The sequence below is a fragment of the Streptomyces sp. Alt3 genome, assembly GCF_030719215.1.
In the GTDB taxonomy this organism is placed as follows: Bacteria; Actinomycetota; Actinomycetes; order Streptomycetales; family Streptomycetaceae; genus Streptomyces; species Streptomyces glycanivorans.
The window spans coordinates 5,841,234-5,858,694 of record NZ_CP120983.1 but is presented as its reverse complement, the minus strand read 5'-3'; the positions used below and the strand labels follow the sequence as shown (position 1 = coordinate 5,858,694).

Annotated in this window: 21 protein-coding genes and 1 pseudogene; 15 read left to right on the top strand and 7 right to left on the bottom strand. The window is 70.7% G+C overall.

Annotated features, from left to right (window positions below; translation table 11 throughout):
* Positions 1-12: 12 nt before the first annotated feature.
* Together P8A20_RS25770 and P8A20_RS25765 are read right to left on the bottom strand one after the other, a co-directional pair.
* Positions 13-669 (bottom strand): response regulator, encoded by a 657-nt coding sequence (locus P8A20_RS25770; RefSeq protein ID WP_306104326.1) that lies wholly within the window; start codon positions 667-669, stop codon positions 13-15.
* Entirely contained in the window at positions 666-1,898 is a 1,233-nt protein-coding gene (locus tag P8A20_RS25765; protein WP_306104325.1) for a sensor histidine kinase, read from the bottom strand. The genes P8A20_RS25770 and P8A20_RS25765 overlap by 4 nt, the downstream gene beginning before the upstream one ends.
* Before the next feature lie 205 nt (positions 1,899-2,103).
* Here P8A20_RS25765 and P8A20_RS25760 point away from each other — a divergent pair, with 205 nt between their 5' ends.
* Both P8A20_RS25760 and P8A20_RS25755 read left to right on the top strand, forming a co-directional pair.
* Positions 2,104-3,090 carry an ABC transporter ATP-binding protein gene (locus tag P8A20_RS25760; protein ID WP_306104324.1) on the top strand — a complete coding sequence of 329 codons (987 nt, stop codon included), beginning with the start codon at positions 2,104-2,106 and terminating at the stop codon, positions 3,088-3,090.
* The gene (locus P8A20_RS25755) at positions 3,087-4,109 is read left to right on the top strand and encodes an ABC transporter permease (protein ID WP_306104323.1); all 1,023 of its coding nucleotides are present in this window, start codon (positions 3,087-3,089) and stop codon (positions 4,107-4,109) included. The genes P8A20_RS25760 and P8A20_RS25755 overlap by 4 nt, the downstream gene beginning before the upstream one ends.
* Positions 4,110-4,222: 113 nt before the next feature.
* On the opposite strand, the gene P8A20_RS25750 is transcribed toward P8A20_RS25755, so the two are convergent.
* Entirely contained in the window at positions 4,223-5,242 is a 1,020-nt protein-coding gene (locus P8A20_RS25750) for an aldo/keto reductase (RefSeq protein ID WP_306104322.1), read from the bottom strand.
* A gap of 5 nt (positions 5,243-5,247) precedes the next feature.
* A complete protein-coding gene (locus P8A20_RS25745; protein ID WP_147963258.1) occupies positions 5,248-5,703 on the bottom strand; it encodes a MerR family transcriptional regulator in 456 nt (151 codons plus the stop codon).
* Positions 5,704-5,790: 87 nt separating this feature from the next.
* Here P8A20_RS25745 and P8A20_RS25740 point away from each other — a divergent pair, with 87 nt between their 5' ends.
* Positions 5,791-6,612: a serine hydrolase domain-containing protein gene (locus P8A20_RS25740; protein ID WP_306104321.1), complete on the top strand. Its 822-nt coding sequence runs from the start codon at positions 5,791-5,793 to the stop codon at positions 6,610-6,612.
* 2 nt (positions 6,613-6,614) lie between these two features.
* On the opposite strand, the pseudogene P8A20_RS25735 reads toward P8A20_RS25740, so the two are convergent.
* Positions 6,615-7,025: pseudogene (locus P8A20_RS25735) on the bottom strand (ATP-binding protein); the annotation flags it as partial.
* 84 nt (positions 7,026-7,109) lie between these two features.
* Between P8A20_RS25735 and P8A20_RS25730 the strand changes: the two are divergent.
* The 5 genes from P8A20_RS25730 to P8A20_RS25710 all read left to right on the top strand — a co-directional run bounded on the left by P8A20_RS25730 (position 7,110) and on the right by P8A20_RS25710 (position 9,703).
* Positions 7,110-7,958: a helix-turn-helix domain-containing protein gene (locus tag P8A20_RS25730; RefSeq protein ID WP_147963260.1), complete on the top strand. Its 849-nt coding sequence runs from the start codon at positions 7,110-7,112 to the stop codon at positions 7,956-7,958.
* On the top strand, positions 7,918-8,184 hold the full coding sequence (locus tag P8A20_RS25725) for a DUF397 domain-containing protein (RefSeq protein ID WP_306104320.1): 267 nt from the start codon (positions 7,918-7,920) through the stop codon (positions 8,182-8,184). The genes P8A20_RS25730 and P8A20_RS25725 overlap by 41 nt, the downstream gene beginning before the upstream one ends.
* An 82-nt stretch (positions 8,185-8,266) precedes the next feature.
* Positions 8,267-8,707 carry a VOC family protein gene (locus P8A20_RS25720; RefSeq protein WP_147963262.1) on the top strand — a complete coding sequence of 147 codons (441 nt, stop codon included), beginning with the start codon at positions 8,267-8,269 and terminating at the stop codon, positions 8,705-8,707.
* 19 nt (positions 8,708-8,726) lie between these two features.
* Positions 8,727-9,251 (top strand): HAD domain-containing protein, encoded by a 525-nt coding sequence (locus P8A20_RS25715; RefSeq protein WP_147963263.1) that lies wholly within the window; start codon positions 8,727-8,729, stop codon positions 9,249-9,251.
* Between the two features lie 50 nt (positions 9,252-9,301).
* Entirely contained in the window at positions 9,302-9,703 is a 402-nt protein-coding gene (locus tag P8A20_RS25710; RefSeq protein ID WP_187282399.1) for a hypothetical protein, read from the top strand.
* 13 nt (positions 9,704-9,716) lie between these two features.
* Here the strand turns inward: P8A20_RS25710 and P8A20_RS25705 are convergent, their stop codons facing one another.
* A complete protein-coding gene (locus tag P8A20_RS25705) occupies positions 9,717-10,082 on the bottom strand; it encodes a DoxX family protein (RefSeq protein ID WP_147963264.1) in 366 nt (121 codons plus the stop codon).
* 104 nt (positions 10,083-10,186) lie between these two features.
* On the opposite strand from P8A20_RS25705, the gene P8A20_RS25700 reads away from it, so the two are divergent.
* Together P8A20_RS25700 and P8A20_RS25695 are read left to right on the top strand one after the other, a co-directional pair.
* Positions 10,187-10,564 carry a winged helix-turn-helix transcriptional regulator gene (locus P8A20_RS25700; protein WP_147963265.1) on the top strand — a complete coding sequence of 126 codons (378 nt, stop codon included), beginning with the start codon at positions 10,187-10,189 and terminating at the stop codon, positions 10,562-10,564.
* Positions 10,565-10,957: 393 nt separating this feature from the next.
* On the top strand, positions 10,958-11,605 hold the full coding sequence (locus P8A20_RS25695) for a DUF4232 domain-containing protein (RefSeq protein WP_147963266.1): 648 nt from the start codon (positions 10,958-10,960) through the stop codon (positions 11,603-11,605).
* A 24-nt stretch (positions 11,606-11,629) separates the two neighbouring features.
* On the opposite strand, the gene P8A20_RS25690 is transcribed toward P8A20_RS25695, so the two are convergent.
* Positions 11,630-12,301 carry a pirin family protein gene (locus P8A20_RS25690; RefSeq protein WP_306104319.1) on the bottom strand — a complete coding sequence of 224 codons (672 nt, stop codon included), beginning with the start codon at positions 12,299-12,301 and terminating at the stop codon, positions 11,630-11,632.
* A gap of 78 nt (positions 12,302-12,379) precedes the next feature.
* On the opposite strand from P8A20_RS25690, the gene P8A20_RS25685 reads away from it, so the two are divergent.
* The 5 genes from P8A20_RS25685 to fabF all read left to right on the top strand — a co-directional run bounded on the left by P8A20_RS25685 (position 12,380) and on the right by fabF (position 17,282).
* The gene (locus P8A20_RS25685) at positions 12,380-13,579 is read left to right on the top strand and encodes a PucR family transcriptional regulator (RefSeq protein WP_030122646.1); all 1,200 of its coding nucleotides are present in this window, start codon (positions 12,380-12,382) and stop codon (positions 13,577-13,579) included.
* A gap of 89 nt (positions 13,580-13,668) precedes the next feature.
* On the top strand, positions 13,669-14,583 hold the full coding sequence (locus P8A20_RS25680; RefSeq protein ID WP_147963268.1) for an ACP S-malonyltransferase: 915 nt from the start codon (positions 13,669-13,671) through the stop codon (positions 14,581-14,583).
* A 13-nt stretch (positions 14,584-14,596) separates the two neighbouring features.
* Complete coding sequence (locus tag P8A20_RS25675; RefSeq protein ID WP_147963269.1) at positions 14,597-15,628, top strand: ketoacyl-ACP synthase III; 1,032 nt, start codon at positions 14,597-14,599, stop codon at positions 15,626-15,628.
* 63 nt (positions 15,629-15,691) lie between these two features.
* Entirely contained in the window at positions 15,692-15,940 is a 249-nt protein-coding gene (locus P8A20_RS25670; RefSeq protein WP_014045780.1) for an acyl carrier protein, read from the top strand.
* Positions 15,941-16,019: 79 nt separating this feature from the next.
* Positions 16,020-17,282: a beta-ketoacyl-ACP synthase II gene (gene fabF / locus P8A20_RS25665; protein ID WP_147963270.1), complete on the top strand. Its 1,263-nt coding sequence runs from the start codon at positions 16,020-16,022 to the stop codon at positions 17,280-17,282.
* The last annotated feature ends 179 nt before the right edge of the window (positions 17,283-17,461 follow it).

Sequence of the window (17,461 nt, the reverse complement as noted above, 5' to 3'; positions counted from 1 at the left end):
CGCGAGAAGTGCTTACCGCTGCCCGTCGACAAGGCCGGATTCCCAGGCCCAGGCGGCGATCTCCACGCGGTTACGGGCGGACAGTTTGGTCTGCACGTTGCCGAGGTGCGTCTTCACCGTGCCCACGGAGATGGTGAGTTCGGCCGCGATCTCGGCGTTGGTCAGCCCTCTGGCCACCAGGCGCACCAAGTCGCTCTCCCGGGCGGAGAGGGCGGTGTGCGGCTTCCTGGACGGGGCCGCCGTGCTGTTGAGCTGCCGCAGCAGGCGGACCGTGATGGCGGGGCTCACCAGCGCCTCCCCCGAAGCGGCCGCCCTGATCGCCTCGACCAGCAGGGCGGGGCCGGAGTCCTTGAGCAGGAAGCCGGAGGCGCCTTCGGTCAGGGCCCGCTGGACGTACTCGTCGTCGTCGAACGTCGTGACCACGACGACCTTCGGCGGGTTCACGGTGCCCGGCCGGGTCAGTCTGCGCAGGGCCTCCAGCCCGTCCATGCGGGGCATGCGGATGTCCATCAGCACCACGTCGGGCCGGTGGCGCTCGGCGAGTTCGACGGCGTACACCCCGTCGGCGGCCTCCGCGACGACGTCGATGTCGTCCTCGGCCGCGAGGATCATCGCGAAGCCCGCACGGACCATGGCCTGGTCGTCGGCGATCAGCACGCGGATCGTCATGCGGAAGCCACCGTCGCCGTGGTCGCGGTCGCGGTGCCGGTCGCGGGGAGAGTCGCCTCGACGCCCCAGCCGCCGGCCGTCACCGGACCGGCCTGGACGCTTCCGCCGATCAGGCCCACCCGTTCGGCCAGTCCCTTCAGCCCGAAGCCGCTCGGGGAGACGTGGCGCGGCTGTCCGTCGTCGCTGACCCGCACGGTGACCCCGTCCGCCGAGCGCTCCACGCGCACCAGCACGTCGGTGCATCCGTGGGCGTGCTTGCGTACGTTGGTGAGGGCCTCCATCACCACCCGGTGCGCGGTGGTGGTCACCTCCACCGGCAGGTCGTCGAAGGTCCCTTCCAGTTCGAGCCGGGCCCGCGCGCCGCCGACGGCCGCGAACTCCTCGACCAGGGAGCGCACTTCGCCGAGGCCCGCCAGTGGGGTCAGTGCCACCTCTCCGTCGGCGCCACGCAGCATCCCCACCATGTGCCGCATGGAGGTCAGTGCCTCCGAGCCCGCCTGTTCGATCCGCTCCAGCGCCGGCGGCACCAGTTCGGGCCGCCGGTCCGCGATCGCCCGCGCCCCCTGGGCCTGTACGACGATTCCGGTGACGTGGTGGGCGACGAAGTCGTGCAGGTCCCTGGCGAACTCCGTCCGCTGCTCCAGTTTCAGAGCCGCCGCCTGCCGCCGCCGGTCCACGAGGAGCAGACGCATCCCGAGGCCGACACCCAGTGCCGTGACCGCCACCAGGGCGAGGAACAGCGCCATGATCGTGGTGGTCTGCCTCACCGCGATCGACACAGGCCGCAGGACGATCGCCAGGAGCAGCAGGGGGACGGCCGCCGCGGCCCACGACGGCTTCCCCCGTCGCGCGACGAGCAACAGGAGCCACACCAGAGCCGCCGGCTCGGCGAAGCCGAGCGCCTGCGAGCCGACTGTCAGCATGAGGTGCATCGCGGCCGAGAAGCACAGCGACGCGACCGCGAACACGCCGGCGACCGCCGGGAGCGCCCGGTCACCGAGCCGGGGCGAGACGACCGCGACGATCCCGCACAGCAGGGCGCCGGCCAGCTTGGCGGAACCGAGCTCGTCCGGCCGTCCGGGGGTCCAGTAGATGCCGCCCATCCAGTCCATGACGACGAGAGCGGCCAGGGACCCGGCCAGCAGCAGCTGGACGGTGACGGGCAGGAACAGCAGACGCCGCTTCCCCCGTGTGTTCGTGGGTGCCGCCGCCTTCACCGTCTTCAGCATCTCCCTCTTGGTCCTCCCGCCGACCGGCCGAAAGTCGGATTCGGCCTCGCATGATCTGTCTTTCGCCCGATCCGCCGCGGGGCGCGGCGGAGAAGAGTGGTCTCCACCGGACAGCGCTCGCGACTGTACAAGGCGGCCCCTCCCCCACGCACGAGGCGGCCCCCACGCACACGGTCGCCCCTCCCCACACGCACAGGAGCCACTCATGGACCACGCAGGAACGCACCACGGAAGCGGAACGGGGTTCGGTCCCCCCGTCGGCGAACCGGCGATCGAGGCCCAGGGGCTCGGCAAGAAGTACCGGCGCGGCTGGGCCCTGCGGGACGTTTCCTTCCGGCTGCCGGCCGGGCGGGTCTGCGGACTCGTCGGCCCGAACGGCGCCGGCAAGAGCACCCTGATGGGCCTGGCCAACAACATGATCCGTCCGACGACGGGCGCCCTGCGGGTGTTCGGCGCGGCACCGGGGTCGACCCAGGCGGTCCTGCGCACCGCGTTCCTGACCCAGGAGAAGCCGCTGTTCCGGCGCTTCACCGTGGCGGAGACCCTCCGGCTCGGCCACGAGTTCAACCCCCACTGGGACCAGGAGGTCGCCGAGGGCATCGTCCACGCGGGCCAGGTGCCCATGGGAGCGAGGATCGGGACCCTGTCCGGCGGTCAGCGCACCCGCGTCGCCTTCGCCCTGGCCTTCGGGAAGCGCCCGGATCTGCTCGTCCTCGACGAGCCGATGTCCGACCTGGACCCGCTGGTGCGCCGTGAGCTCATGACCACGCTGACGCGGGAGGCCGCCCAGCACGGCACGACGGTGCTGGTGTCCTCGCACATGCTCGCCGAACTCCAGCACATCTGCGACTACCTGCTTGTCATCGCGAACGGTGGCCTGCGTCTCGCGGGTGAGGTGAACGAACTGCGCGCCGCCCACGCCCTGCTCGACGTCGCGGGGAGCGGCCCGTCCCCGGCCGTCGCCCCGCACCATGTCATCGAGGCGCAGGGCGGCGAGGGCCGGCCGGGCGTCCTGGTGCGTCTCGGCGGGCCGGTCGAGTACGGCGGGCGGGTTGAGCCTCCCACCCTGGAGGAACTGCTGCTGGGGTATCTGCGCTCCCCCGACGCACCGCCGCTGATCGCCCCCAGCGCCCGGGTCGGCGACATCCACGACATCATCACCCGCGACCGGCAGAAGGCTGTGACCGCATGACCACGCTGACTCGTGACCCGGCCCGCCCGACGTCTGCCGCGCGCCCCGGGAACAGGTGGGTTCCCCGGCTCGGCGGTCCGGTCTGGCTCGTCTGGCGCCAGCACCGCGCGGCGTTCTGGACCCTCATCGGACTCACCCTGCTCGGCGTGATCGCCATGGTGTACCTGCGCGGGCAGCTGGTGGACTACCTGAGCACCCTCGACCCGACCACGCGGAAGTCCGGCAGCATGCCGTCCGAGTTCGAGGACCGGGCAGACCCTCTGTTCAGCATCGGAAGCTACCTGGGCTACATCCCGATCCTGCTGGGTGTCTTCCTCGGCGCCCCGCTCGTCGCGGGCGACCTGGAGACCGGGACCGCGAAGCTGGTGACCTCACAGTCCGTCAGCCGGCTGCGCTGGCTGACCGTGAAGCTCGCCCTGCCCGCCGTGCTGGTCACGCTGTGCACGGGTGTGCTCACCGCCGTGTTCACCTGGTGGTGGAGCCCTGTGAAGTCGCTCTCCGAAAGCCTCACGTGGACGGCCTTCTTCAGCGTCACGGGGCCGGTGCCGGTGGCCCACGCCCTGCTCGCCTTCACCGTGGGCGTGGCGGTCGGTATGGTCCTGCGCCGCACTCTGGTGTCGATGGTGGTCACCCTCGGCATCGTGGGTGCCATCGGGTTCGTCTGGAGCGAATGCTGGCGGAGCCTGGGGAACGTCCTGACGATCAACACCCACGACGGCGTCGGGCCCGCCATGTCGCCGCCGGATCTGCCGGCCCAGGCGGAGCAGCAGGGACAGGGCACCTACTTCCTCACCGAGTCCGGGGACCGCCTGGACTGGACCACCTGCCTCGAACACTCGGAGAACGCCCGTGCGCACAGCGCGTGCATGGACTCCCAGCACGTCGTCGGCTGGTCCCTGGACTACCTCCCCGCCTCACAGATGCACACGATGCAGTGGCTCGGGGCGGGCATCATGCTCGCCGTCAGCGCCGTCGTCGTCGCCCTCGTCATTGTCCGGGGCCGCAAGCGGCTGCTGTGACCGGCGAGTTCGCGAACCGGCCGAGGAGTACCCGGACCAGCGGGTACTCCTCGGCCGTCGAGCGCGGGCGGGTGCCCGGGCAGCCGTCGGGCTCGGGCGGGTGCCCCGGCCGGCTACTCGCGCGCGGTGGCCGTGCTGCTCATGTCCGGGTAGCGGTCGCCCGCCACCTGGCCCGCGATGGGCTCCAGCGAACGGAGTTCCTGCTCGGTCAGGGTCAGCCGGGTCGCCCCGGTGTTCTCCAGCAGACGGCTGCGCTTGCGCGTGCCGGGGATCGGCACCACGGTCAGGCCGTGCACCTGGGCCCGCTGCTGCACCCAGGCCAGGGCGATCTGCGCGGCCGTCGCGCCGTGCGCGGCAGCGATCTTGTGGACCGGCTCCAGCAGGGCCGCGTTGGCCTTCGCGTTCTCACCGGTGAAACGGGGCTGGTGCTTACGGAAGTCACCGTCGCTCAGCTCCTTGCCCGCGTCCGCGAACGCCCCGGTCAGGAACCCGCGCCCGAGCGGCGAGTACGGGACGAGCGTCACCCCGAGCTCGACTGCGGCAGGAACGGCACTGAGCTCGACGTCGCGGCTGAAGAGGGACCACTCGGACTGGAGGGCCGCGATCGGGTGCACGGCGTGCGCCTCGCGTAGTTCGGCCCCGGTCACCTCGCTCAGCCCGAGTTGCTTGACCTTGCCCTCCTTCACCAGCTCGGCCATCGCCCCCACCGAGTCGGCGAACGGCACGAGCGGATCGCGGCGGTGCATGTAGTAGAGGTCGATGACGTCGGTGCCCAGCCGGCGCAGGCTGGCCTCGACGGCCTGGCGGATGTAGGCCGGGTCGTTGCGCACCCCGCGGAAGTTCGGATCGGTGTCACTCCGCTCGATGGCGAACTTCGTCGCCAGCGTGATCTCGTCGCGGTGCGCCCCCACGAACGGCGCGAGGAACGTCTCGTTGGCCCCGCTCCCGTAGATGTCGGCGGTGTCGAAGAGCGTCACGCCCGCTTCCAGCGCGGCTTCCAGGGTGTCCCGGGCGGCCGCCTCGTCGGTGTCCCCGTAGAACTCGCTGATCCCCATGCAGCCGAGTCCCTGCACACCGACCTGCGGACCGCCGGTACCGAGCTCCGCTGTCGCGATCTTTCCGGTGTCACTCATGTCGTTCAGACCCTCTCCGGCGCCGTGCGGGCGCCCGCATAAAAGTCGATCTTGAAGTCGAGCACGGCGAGGGTTCCCTGGAGTTCCGCGATGCGCGACTGCACGTCGCGCCGGGTCGACTCCAGCAGCTCCTGCCGCTCGGTGAAGGTGTGGTCGCCCTCGCGGACCAGTTCGGCGTACCGCACCATGTCGGCGACCGGCATTCCGGTCAGCCTCAGCTTGCCGACGAAGGCGAGCCAGTCCAGGTCGCGGTTGCTGAACCGCCGCTGGCCGGTGTGGGAGCGGTCGACGTGCGGCATCAGCCCGATCCGCTCGTACCAGCGCAGCGTGTGGGCGGTGAGCCCGCTGAAGGCCACGACCTCGCTGATGGTGTAGCGGTCCTGGCCCGCGGGGCGCGGGTGTGCCTTCGGGGCCGAGGCGCAGGTGTCGGTCCGTGCGGAAGTGCTCTCCATCACCGTCATGCCTCCACGCTAGAACCTTGGAGTGCACTCCAAGCAAGCGATACGGGGTGGCCGACCCGGATTCGGGCTCCCGTTAGGCTCGTACGCATGCAGAGCCTGGCGATGATCGAGAACTGGCCCGTCCCCACCGCGGCAGCCGCCGTCGTCACCTCGGACGGCACGCTCCTGGGTACCCATGGTCCCACCGCGCACCGCTTCCCGCTGGCTTCGGTGACCAAGCCGCTCGCCGCCTACGCGGCACTGGTGGCCTACGAGGAGGGCGCCGTCGAGCTGGACGAACCGGCCGGCCCCGAGGGTTCGACCGTCCGCCACCTCCTCGCGCACACCAGCGGTCTCGCCTTCGACGAGCACCGGGTCACCGCACCTCCCGGCACCCGCAGGCTGTACTCCAACGCGGGCTTCGAGGTGCTCGGCGACCACATCGCGAAGGCCACGGAGATCCCGTTCCCCGAGTACGTGCGCCAGGCCGTCCTCGAACCCCTGGGCATGACCTCGACGGCGGTGGAGGGCTCACCCGCCAAGGACGGCGTCTCGACGGTGGACGACCTGGTGCGGTTCGCCGCCGAGGTGCAGGCCCCGCGGCTCCTCGACCCGCGTACGGTCCTGGAGGCCCAGACCGTCGTCCACCCGGGCCTCAAGGGCGTGCTCCCCGGCTACGGCCATCAGAACCCCAACGACTGGGGTCTCGGCTTCGAGATCCGCGACTCCAAGTCGCCGCACTGGACGGGGCTTTCGTCGTCCTCCGCCACCTTCGGCCACTTCGGCCAGTCCGGCACGTTCCTGTGGATCGACCCGGCGGCGGGCGCGGCCTGCGTCGCGTTGACGGACCGGGCCTTCGGGCCGTGGGCGGCCGAGGTCTGGACGCCGTTCACCGACGCGGTACTGGCGGAGCTCGGCACCTCCCGCTGACCGCACTCGAACCAGACCGTCTTCCCCCGGCCGTCACCACGCAACTCGACGCCCCAGCCGTCGGTGACGGCCTCCACCAGCAGCAGCCCCCGCCCGCCCTCGTCGAGCACGTCTCCCGCGACCGTACGGGGCAGGCGGGGCGACGCATCGGAGATCTCGACCCGCACGCCCCGGCCCGGCAGCAGGATGATCAGCGTCTGGCAGCGACGGCCGGGCACATGCCGTACGACGTTGGCGACGAGCTCGGTGAGGGCCAGCTCCGCCGCGTCCGCCACGTCGAGCAGGCCCCAGCCGGTGAGGTAGAGCCGCAGGATGCGCCGCAGATGGCGGGCGGAGTGCTCCCCCAGCGCGAACTCGGCACGGTAGGCCGCGCCCTCGGCGTCACCGGTCCGGGTATCGGATACGTGATTCATGTCACCAGAGTGCAGCGTGCTGATTACTCTCGGCTACAACCTGAAACGAACGCCGCCAGGCGTTGAAGCGAGAGGCACCCCGCCGTGGCCAACGTGCAGTCACTCGACCCCAGCGCCTCGCCACTGGACTACTACGGCTGGGAACTGCGCCGCCAACGGGAGGCCCACGGGCTGCGTCAGGGCCAGCTCGGCGAGATCATCTTCTGCACGGGCTCGCTGATCGGCCAGATCGAGACGACGAAGAAGGTGCCGACCCGCGACTTCTCGGAACGCCTGGACGCGGCACTGGGCACGGACGGGGTCTTCTCACGCCTGGTCGGCCTGGTCCTGCGAAGCCAACTGCCGACCTGGTTCCAGCAGTACGCGGACATGGAGGCGAAGGCGACCTACATCTCCACCTACCAGGCGCAGCTGGTGTACGGGCTGCTGCAGACGGAGGAGTACGCGCGGGCCGTACTGCTCACCGGCATGCCGGAAGACCTGGAGGGGCTGCTCGCCGCCCGGCTGGAACGCCAGCGCATCCTGGAGCGGCAGCAACCACCCCTGGCCTGGGCGATCCTGGACGAGGCGGTCCTGCACCGGCCGATCGGCGGCCGCGAGGTCATGCGGAACCAACTGGCCCGCCTGTTGGAGTTCACGAGGCACCGGTGGATGCGGATTCAGGTGCTGCCGTTCGTGGCTGGTGAACACTCAAGCCTCGCCGGGTCGTTCAACGTACTTCGCTTCGACAGCGACCCGGACGTGGTTTACACGGAGGACCTCATCTCCGGTCACATGACCGCCAACCCCGAGACCATCAGGGAGGCCGCCCGCCGTTACGCTCATTTGCAGGCCGCAGCCCTCTCCGTCGAGGATTCCGCGGCACTGATCACCCGTGTGATGGAGGAGCGTTATGGCGACCGGTCCGAACCTGACGAGCGCGGTGTGGCGTAAGTCCAGCTACAGCGGGACCAACGGCGGTGATTGCGTCGAGTGCACCGTCACCGGCGGCGCCACCTGGCGGAAGTCCTCGTACAGCGGAAACACCGGCGGCGACTGCGTCGAGGTGGCCGACGGCTGTGCCGCCTCCGTGCCCGTCCGGGACAGCAAGGACCCGGCCGGCCCCGTTCTCATCATGAGCGCGGGAGCCTGGCAGACCTTCGTGGACGGGCTCCGCTGACCGCCCGGCCCCACTAGGACAGAAACAGGCCTGCATGCGGGGCACTCTCCTCCCGACGACACCGATCGACGAAGGAGCGCCCGTGCTGCGAGGTCTCACCACCGTCAGGTTCCACGCATCGGACCTGGCGGCGGCAAAGCGGTGGTACACCGAACTGCTGGGCGTGGAGCCCTACTTCGAGCGCCCGGGTTACGCGGAGTTCCGGATCGGGGACTACCGACACGAACTCGGGCTGGTCGACAGCGCCTTCGTCCAGAACCTGGGGAAGCACGGCGGTGCGGGTGCCGGTCCGTCCGGCGCCGTCGTGTACTGGCATGTCGACGACGTCCATGCGGCGGTGGAGCGGGCGCTGGGCCTCGGGGCCGAGATCAACGAAACAGCAAGGGAGTTCGGCGCGGGGTTCGTCGGGGCTTCGGTCCTGGATCCCTTCGGAAACGTCCTCGGGCTCATGCAGAACCAGCATTACCTGGAGGTCCTCGCCACACGGACGGGTGAGGGCGTTCCGTACGGCGCAGGGGACTGAACGGCGTTACCGTGCAGGCGTGACCGGTTCTCCTCCGCCCCTTCTCTTCCTCGACGTCGACGGCCCGCTCATCCCCTTCGGCGCGACACGGGAGCAGCTGCCGGACGGCTATCCGGTCTTCGACGCGGGGCGCGGGCCCGGAGGGGCCGAAGCGAACCCGCTGGTCAACAGGGCCGACCCGGGCCATGGGCCCCGGCTGCTGGCGTTGCCGTGCGAGCTCGTGTGGGCGACGACGTGGATGTCGGAAGCGAACGCCTACCTCACACCGTGGCTCGGGCTGCCGGAACTGCCGGTGGTGAACTGGCCGGATCCGCCCCTCGTCGAGGGCCCGCGCGGGCTGCACTGGAAGACTCCGGGGCTCGTCGGGTGGGCCTGCGGGCGTCCCTTCGTCTGGGTCGACGACGAGATCACGGACATCGACCGGTACTGGGTGGAGGCACACCACCCCGGGCCGGCGCTCCTCCATCGCGTCGAGGCGTGGCGGGGGCTCACCGGGGCGGACTTCGCCGTCCTGGACGCGTGGCTGCGGTGCTTCACGACCTGATCCCGCCCGGCAGACCCCGCGAGGATCGGGCTCCTATAGATTCGGCCGCTATGCGTTCACGAGAGTTCGAACTCGACTTCCGCGACAAGGCCACGAAGACCCGCACCTGGGGCGTCGTCCTGCTGTCCCTGGCCGCCGTCCTGTGGGTCTGGTGCGCCGTGCTGCTGACGACGCCCTACCAGGCGGACAGGAAGCCGGACGACAAGTATCCGGACGACTGCGAGTCCCGGCTGTTCACGAACCGGGGCACCGCCAACGAGGGTGAGCTGCACGGGGATTACTGCGCACAGGAACGGGACTGGCCGGAGGTCCTGGCCGTGCTCGGGATGTCCGTTCCGCTCTCGGTGGCCGGCGGGACGCTCTTCGCCATCGGCACCGTGACGCGCAGGATCAGTTCGTACGGTCAGGCGATACGCGAGCTGGACAAGCTGGCGGACCGGCCGAAGGCCTGAGGCCCCGGCGCAGTCAGAACCAGACGGTGCCCAGCCAGGCGGTCACCGCGGCCCACACCAGAAGGACGACGTTGAGTCCGATCACCCGCACCTCGCCGCGGGACAGGTGCAGGGCCAGGCCGCCGATCTGCACAAGCACCAGACCGATCGCGGCGGCCACGGCGAGCACGACCGCGATGCCGGTGAGCGGCGGCAGGACGAGACCGAGCGCGCCGAGGACCTCGACGGCCCCGATCGCCCTGACCAGCGGCATGGGCGTCCGATCGACCCAGCCCATCATGGGCCGGAGCTGTTCCTGGCTCCGCAGAACCTTCATGCCTCCCGAGTAGACGTAGAACAGGGCCAGGAGCCCGGCGACGATCCAGTACGCCAGCTGCACGGGGAGACCTCCGATAGTTACGAACCGTAAGTTGCCACATCATGAGTGACTGTCGGGAGGCCTGCAAAAGGCACACGGATGTGAGCTACGCACAAGGAGCTGTCGTGGAGCAGTACGAACACACCTGCATGATCCGCGGGGACGGCGGCAAGGCGATCCGGGCGGTCCTGGACCGGATCTGCGACAAGTGGACGATGCTGATCGTGGCGACGCTGGAGCAGGGGCGCATGCGCTTCTCCCACCTTCAGCAGCACATCCCGGGCATCTCGCAGCGGATGCTGACGCTGACCCTGCGCAACCTCGAACGGGACGGGCTGGTCTCCCGTACCGCCTATGCGGAGGTCCCGCCCCGTGTCGAGTACGCGCTCACGCCCCAGGGGGAGAGCCTCATCCCGCCCGCCCTGGCGCTCGCCCGCTGGGCCGTCGAGCACAACGGGGAGATCCAGGCCAGCAGGGACGCGTACGACGCCCGGGGCAAGTGACGAGGCGGGGGCGGGGTGTGGTGCGGGTGAAGAGGTTGTGCCGCCGGTGATCTTCAAGGGGCCCCGGGTCACAGCCGTGTCATAGCCGTCGCCTGCCGTCGGGACGCGCGAAACGGACTGCGGGAACGGTGGCCCTGCGAGCGGCCGGGCGCCACCGCGCAGCGGGCTCGGGCCCCGTTTCGCGGGCCGGGAGCGGCACGGGCCGACTGCGCGACCGGCGCTCCCGTGGTCCGCGCGCACGGGCGGTCACGCACCCGGGGCCCGCAATCGCATGTAACAGGCATGTATTAGCGGGAGGCCGGGTGGAACGTCCGACCGGCCGGGGCGGGTCTTGAAGATCAGTAAGGCTCACCCGTGCCGGGCAGCCGGCACCGACCGCGAAGGAAGCACACGATGCGCGCCACCAAGCTCACGCTGACCGCCCTGGTCCTCACCGCCGGCCTCTCGCTCACCGCCTGCCAGGGAGACGGCGACTCCGCCGCGAGCACGACCAACAACTCCGGAGCCTCCACCGCCTCCTCCTCGGCCGGGACCTCCGACAGCGACAGCGCCGACAGCAGCGCTCCCGGCGACGGGAAGAGCACGGGGGCCGGGAACGGGTCGACCACCGCGACGTCCGCCCAGGGCAGCGGCAACGGCCAGATCAACACCGGCCCCTGCAAGACGGCGAACCTCGCGTTCGACACCGCTCACGGCATGGGCGAGGGCGACCTCCTCGTCAGCCTCAAGAACACCGGCGACGCCTGCACCCTCAAGGGCTTCCCCGGAGTCGACCTGAGGTCCGAGGACGCCTCGGGCCCCCTCAGCGCCAAGCGCAGCGAGGTCGACGCCCCGCTGGTCAACCTCGGCAACGGCGAGACCACCCGCTTCACGCTGCACTACCCGTCGGCCGAGGGCTCGGGCGCCTACGTCAGCGCCATCGAGATCACCCCGCCCGACGAGACCCACTCCAAGGCCCTGCCGGTCTCGCTCCGCCTCCAGGTCTCCGACGGCGCCGACCAGAAGGTCGTGGTGGACCCGGTCGGCACCGGCAAGCAGTGACGTGCGCGGACGACTGCCCGGCCCTCACATCGAGGCGAGCTCCCAGAGCAGTACCTCGGCCCGCTCCAGGGCCTCCAGCTCCAGCCCCTCCGCCCCCGTGATCCGGGCGGCGTCGCCAGGCCCCAGCTCCTCGCCGGCGAGCCGTACACGGCCCCGCACGACGTGGACGTAGACGCCCGCGGCGTCCGGCACGGCGGTCCGCTCCCCCTCGGCCTGCCGCCGCACGTGCAGCATGGCGCCCGCCTCGGGCAGGGCGTAAGGGGTGGAGTCGGCCATCCCGACGACGTGGGTGTAGGAGGGCTCCCCGCCGGGTTCAAGGGGTGCCAGCCACATCTGAACGAACGTCAGCGGATGCTCGCCGTCGTTGCGCTCGACATGCCGTACCCCGGCGGCCGAACTGAGGTGCTGGACATCCCCGGCCCGGACGACGGTGGCGTGCGAGGCCGAGTCGCGGTGGGTGAGTTCGCCCTCCACCACCCAGGTGACGATCTCGGTGTGGCTGTGCGGATGCTCGTCGAAGCCGGCGCCCGGGGCGAGACGCTCCTCGTTGCAGGCGAGGATCGGGCCGAAGCGCAGGTTGTCCGGGTCGTAGAACCGCCCGAAGGAGAAGGCGTGCAGCGTCTCGATGCCCGCGGAGTCACCGGTGGCCGGGTCCCCGCCGCGGAAGCGGTCCCCGGAGCGGCGTACGTCGATCACACCCCCAAGGTATCCCCGCCGGCCGGCCTCCCGCCCCACCTCACCGGGCACCTGTCCCGATAAGGCAGTCTTGTGTGCGTGCCCCGACCCGATCCTGAGCAGCCCGCCGCGCATGACGCCCATCTCCACGCCGCGACCCTGAAACGCCTGGAGCAGTCCTCCGGCCGGCTGGCCGCGAACGCCATCGCCCGCATGGACGAGACACTGCCGTGGTACCGGGCCATGCCACCGGAGAACCGGTCCTGGATCGGCCTGGTCGCCCAGGCCGGTATCGCCGCGTTCACCGAGTGGTTCCGGCACCCGGAGACCCCGCAGGCAATCTCCACCGACGTGTTCGGCACCGCCCCGCGCGAACTGACCAGGGCGATCACCCTGCGGCAGACCGTGGAGATGGTGCGTACGACGATCGAGGTCATGGAGGCCGCGATCGACGAGGTGGCCGCGCCCGGCGACGAGTCGGTGCTGCGTGAGGCCCTGCTCGTCTACGCACGCGAGATCGCCTTCGCGACCGCGCAGGTGTACGCGCAGGCCGCCGAGGCGCGTGGCGCGTGGGACGCCCGGCTGGAGTCGCTCGTGGTGAACGCGGTGCTGTCCGGAGAGGCGGACGAGGGTGCCGTGTCCCGGGCCGCCGCCCTCGGCTGGAACTCCCCCGAGCACGTGTGCGTCATCCTCGGCACCGCTCCCGACGGTGACAGCGAGCTCACCGTGGAGGCGATCCGGCGGGCGGCCCGGCACGCCAAGCTCCAGGTCCTGACCGGCGTACTCGGACACCGCCTGGTCGTGATCGCCGGTGGCAGCGACAACCCCCTGAACGTGGCGAAGTCGCTGATCGGCCCCTATGCGGCCGGTCCCGTCGTCGCCGGCCCCGTGGTGCCGGACCTGCTCGCGGCCACCCGGTCCGCGCAGGCCGCGGCCGCCGGTCTCAAGGCCTGTTCGGCGTGGCAGGACGCTCCGAGGCCCGTCCTGTCGGACGATCTCCTTCCGGAGCGCGCGATGGCGGGAGACCCCGCCGCGCGCGATCAACTGGTGGAGGAGATCTACAGACCGCTCGAAGAAGCGGGTTCGGCACTTCTGGAGACGCTGAGTGTGTATCTGGAGCAGGCGAGCAGCCTCGAGGGCGCGGCACGCATGCTGTTCGTACACCCCAATACCGTGCGCTACCGGCTGCGACGTGTGACCGACGTCACCGGCTGGTCACCCTCCGACGTCCGCTCCGCGTTCACGCTGCGGATCGCCCTCATCCTGGGGCGCTTGGCCGACGGAGACAGTCAGTCCTAGACTTTTGTCGAACTTCAACAATTCCCCTGACGGTTCTTCGTCCTTGTCCCCACGGGCGTCCGGGGCCGTCCACAAGAGAGAGTGTGAGGGTGCTCGTACTCGTCGCTCCCGGCCAAGGCGCTCAGACGCCCGGCTTCCTGACTCCCTGGCTCGAACTCCCCGGTGCCGCCGACCGCATCGCGGGATGGTCCGACGCCATCGGGCTCGACCTTGTCCACTACGGCACGAAGGCGGACGCGGACGAGATCCGCGACACGGCGGTGGCCCAGCCGCTGCTGGTGGCCGCGGGTCTGCTCTCGGCCGCCGCCCTGGACGCCTCGCCCGGCGTCGTCGCGGGACACAGCGTCGGTGAGATCACCGCCGCCGCGCTCGCCGGTGTCATCGAGGACGAGGCGGCGCTCCGTCTCGTCCGTACCCGGGGGCTCGGCATGGCCGAGGCCGCCGGGATCACCGAGACCGGCATGGCCGCGCTCCTCGGCGGGGACCCGGACGTCACGGTCCCGCACCTGGAGAGGCTGGGGCTCACCCCGGCCAACGTCAACGGCGGCGGGCAGATCGTCGCCGCCGGTACCGCGGCCCAGATCGCCGCGCTGACCGAGGACAAGCCCGAGGGCGTACGCCGGGTGGTCCCGCTGAAGGTGGCCGGCGCGTTCCACACGCACCACATGGCCCCGGCCGTGGAGAAGCTGCGTGCCGCCGCAGGCGCCCTGACGGTCGCCGACCCCAAGATCACGTACGTGTCGAACGCCGACGGGAAGACGGTCGCCACCGGCGACGAGGTCATCTCGCGGCTCGTCGGCCAGGTCGCCAACCCGGTCCGCTGGGACCTGTGCATGGAGACCTTCGCCGAGCTCGGTGTCACCACGCTCATCGAGGCCGCGCCCGGTGGGACCCTGGTCGGTCTCGCCAAGCGCGCGCTGCCCGGTGTGCGGACACTCGCGCTCAAGACCCCCGACGACCTCGACGCGGCCCGCGCGCTCATCTCCGAGCACGCAGGCGCCTAAGGAGCCCGAGAGCATGTCGAAGATCAAGCCCAGCAAGGGCGCCCCGTACGCACGGATCATGGGTGTGGGCGGCTACCGCCCGACCCGTGTCGTGCCCAACGAGGTGATCCTCGAGACGATCGACTCGTCGGACGAGTGGATCCGCTCCCGCTCCGGCATCGCCACCCGGCACTGGGCCTCCGACGAGGAGACCGTGTCGATGATGTCCGTGGAGGCGTCGGGCAAGGCGATCGCGGACGCGGGGATCACGCCCGAGCAGATCGGCGGAGTCATCGTCTCCACCGTCTCGCACTTCAAGCAGACCCCGGCGGTCGCGACCGACATCGCGCACCGGATCGGCGCGGGCAAGCCCGCCGCCTTCGACATCTCGGCCGGCTGCGCGGGCTTCGGCTACGGCCTCACCCTCGCCAAGGGCATGATCGTCGAGGGCTCGGCCGAGTACGTACTCGTCATCGGTGTCGAGCGGCTCAGCGACCTCACCGACCTGGAGGACCGCGCGACGGCCTTCCTCTTCGGTGACGGCGCGGGCGCCGTCGTGGTCGGCCCGTCCCAGGACCCGGCCATCGGCCCCACGGTCTGGGGCTCCGAGGGCGACAAGTCCGAGACCATCAAGCAGACCGTCGCCTGGAACGACTTCCACATCGGCGACGTCTCGAACCTGCCGCTCAACGAGCGGGGCGAGGTCAAGTTCCCGGCCATCACGCAGGAGGGCCAGGCGGTCTTCCGCTGGGCCGTCTTCGAGATGGCGAAGGTCGCCCAGCAGGCGCTGGAGGCTGCCGGGATCTCGCCGGAAGACCTGGATGTCTTCATTCCGCACCAGGCGAACATGCGGATCATCGACTCGATGGTGAAGACGCTCAAGCTGCCGGAGCACGTCACGGTCGCCCGTGACGTGGAAACCACCGGCAACACGTCGGCCGCCTCGATTCCGCTCGCAATGGAGCGGCTCCTGGCGACCGGTCAGGCCAAGAGCGGCGACACGGCGCTCATCATCGGCTTCGGGGCGGGTCTCGTCTACGCCGCGACGGTCGTTACCCTCCCCTAGGCACACCGGACCTTTCGGTCCGCCCGCCCGAACCCTGCAGAAACACATCGAAGGAGCGCCAACATGGCCGCCACTCAGGAAGAGATCGTCACCGGTCTCGCCGAGATCGTCAACGAGATCGCCGGTATCCCGGTCGAGGACGTCCAGCTGGACAAGTCCTTCACCGACGACCTGGACGTCGACTCGCTGTCCATGGTCGAGGTCGTCGTCGCCGCCGAAGAGCGCTTCGACGTCAAGATCCCCGACGAGGACGTCAAGAACCTCAAGACGGTCGGCGACGCCGCCGACTACATCCTGAAGCACCAGGGCTGATCCCAGCCCGTCCCGTGTGTCGCCACCCGGCGGTGGCGCCGCTGATTCACGACCCTCTACACGTGGAGAAGATTTTCCAGTGAGCCCGACCAATCGCACCGTGGTCGTCACCGGTATCGGCGCAACCACTCCGCTGGGTGGCGACTCCGCATCGACCTGGGAAGGTCTGATGGCCGGCCGTTCCGGCGTCAAGCCTCTCGAGGGCGAACGTTTCGCCGAACTGCCCGTCCGGATCGCCGCCCTCGCGGCCGTCGATCCCGGCGAGGTACTGCCCAGGCCGCTCGCCCGCAAGCTGGACCGCTCGGCGCAGTTCGCGCTGATCGCGGCCCGCGAGGCGTGGGCGGACGCAGGCTTCACCGGCAAGGCCGGTGAGGACGAGAAGATCCAGCCCGAGCGTCTGGGATCGGTCATCGCCTCCGGCATCGGCGGCGTGATCACCCTGCTCGACCAGTACGACGTGCTGAAGGAGAAGGGCGTACGCCGCGTCTCCCCGCACACCGTTCCCATGCTCATGCCCAACGGCCCGGCGGCCAACGTCGGCCTCGAGGTCAACGCCCAGGCCGGTGTCCACACCCCGGTCTCCGCCTGCGCGTCGGGCGCCGAGGCGATCGGCTACGCCGTCGAGATGATCCGCACCGGCCGGGCCGACGTGGTCGTGGCCGGCGGCACCGAGGCGGCCATCCACCCGCTGCCCATCGCCGCGTTCGCCAACATGATGGCGATGTCCAAGAGCAACGACGAGCCCGAGAAGGCCTCGCGCCCCTACGACACGGGCCGTGACGGCTTCGTGCTCGGCGAGGGTGCCGGCGTCGTGATCCTGGAGTCCGCGGAGCACGCCGCCGCGCGGGGCGCCAGGGTCTACTGCGAGGTGCTCGGCCAGGGCCTGTCCGCGGACGCCCACCACATCGCGCAGCCCGAGCCCACCGGGCGCGGCATCGCCGCGGCGATGCAGAACCTGCTGGACTCCACCGACCTGAAGCCGTCGGAGGTCGTGCACCTGAACGCGCACGCCACGTCGACGCCGCAGGGCGACATCGCCGAGATCAAGGCACTGCGCGCGGTGCTGGGCGACGACCTGGACCACGTCGCGATCTCCGCCACGAAGTCCATGACGGGTCACCTGCTCGGTGGCGCGGGCGGCATCGAGACCGTGGCGACCGTGCTGGCGCTGCACAACCGCATGGCGCCGCCGACCATCAACCTCGACGACCTCGACGAGGCCGTCGATGCGGACGTCGTACGCGGTGAGCCGCGTGCGCTGCCGGAGGGGTCGATCGCCGCGATCAACAACTCGTTCGGCTTCGGCGGCCACAACGTGGTGCTGGCGTTCCGCTCGGTCTGACCCGAGCCTGCCTGCCTTGAGGCCCGCTTCCCGTGACGGGAGGCGGGCCTCCCCGCATGTGGGGCCCCGGGCCCGCGAGGGCGGCGGCTCACGGGGCAGGAAGGGCGGCGCCGAAGCGGGAGCGCGGTCCGGCCCGCCACCACCGTCGGCGACGGGGGAAACGTTTCAGCGTGGCGGGG

Coding starts and splice junctions, on each gene's coding strand:
- P8A20_RS25725 (WP_306104320.1), top strand. CDS start 7,918: ATGGCGACCGGTCCGAACCTGACGAGCGCGGTGTGGCGTAAGTCCAGC.
- P8A20_RS25755 (WP_306104323.1), top strand. CDS start 3,087: ATGACCACGCTGACTCGTGACCCGGCCCGCCCGACGTCTGCCGCGCGC.
- P8A20_RS25695 (WP_147963266.1), top strand. CDS start 10,958: ATGCGCGCCACCAAGCTCACGCTGACCGCCCTGGTCCTCACCGCCGGC.
- P8A20_RS25675 (WP_147963269.1), top strand. CDS start 14,597: ATGTCGAAGATCAAGCCCAGCAAGGGCGCCCCGTACGCACGGATCATG.
- P8A20_RS25670 (WP_014045780.1), top strand. CDS start 15,692: ATGGCCGCCACTCAGGAAGAGATCGTCACCGGTCTCGCCGAGATCGTC.
- P8A20_RS25760 (WP_306104324.1), top strand. CDS start 2,104: ATGGACCACGCAGGAACGCACCACGGAAGCGGAACGGGGTTCGGTCCC.
- P8A20_RS25750 (WP_306104322.1), bottom strand. CDS start 5,242: ATGAGTGACACCGGAAAGATCGCGACAGCGGAGCTCGGTACCGGCGGT.
- P8A20_RS25765 (WP_306104325.1), bottom strand. CDS start 1,898: ATGCTGAAGACGGTGAAGGCGGCGGCACCCACGAACACACGGGGGAAG.
- P8A20_RS25745 (WP_147963258.1), bottom strand. CDS start 5,703: ATGACGGTGATGGAGAGCACTTCCGCACGGACCGACACCTGCGCCTCG.
- P8A20_RS25740 (WP_306104321.1), top strand. CDS start 5,791: ATGCAGAGCCTGGCGATGATCGAGAACTGGCCCGTCCCCACCGCGGCA.
- P8A20_RS25710 (WP_187282399.1), top strand. CDS start 9,302: ATGCGTTCACGAGAGTTCGAACTCGACTTCCGCGACAAGGCCACGAAG.
- P8A20_RS25770 (WP_306104326.1), bottom strand. CDS start 669: ATGACGATCCGCGTGCTGATCGCCGACGACCAGGCCATGGTCCGTGCG.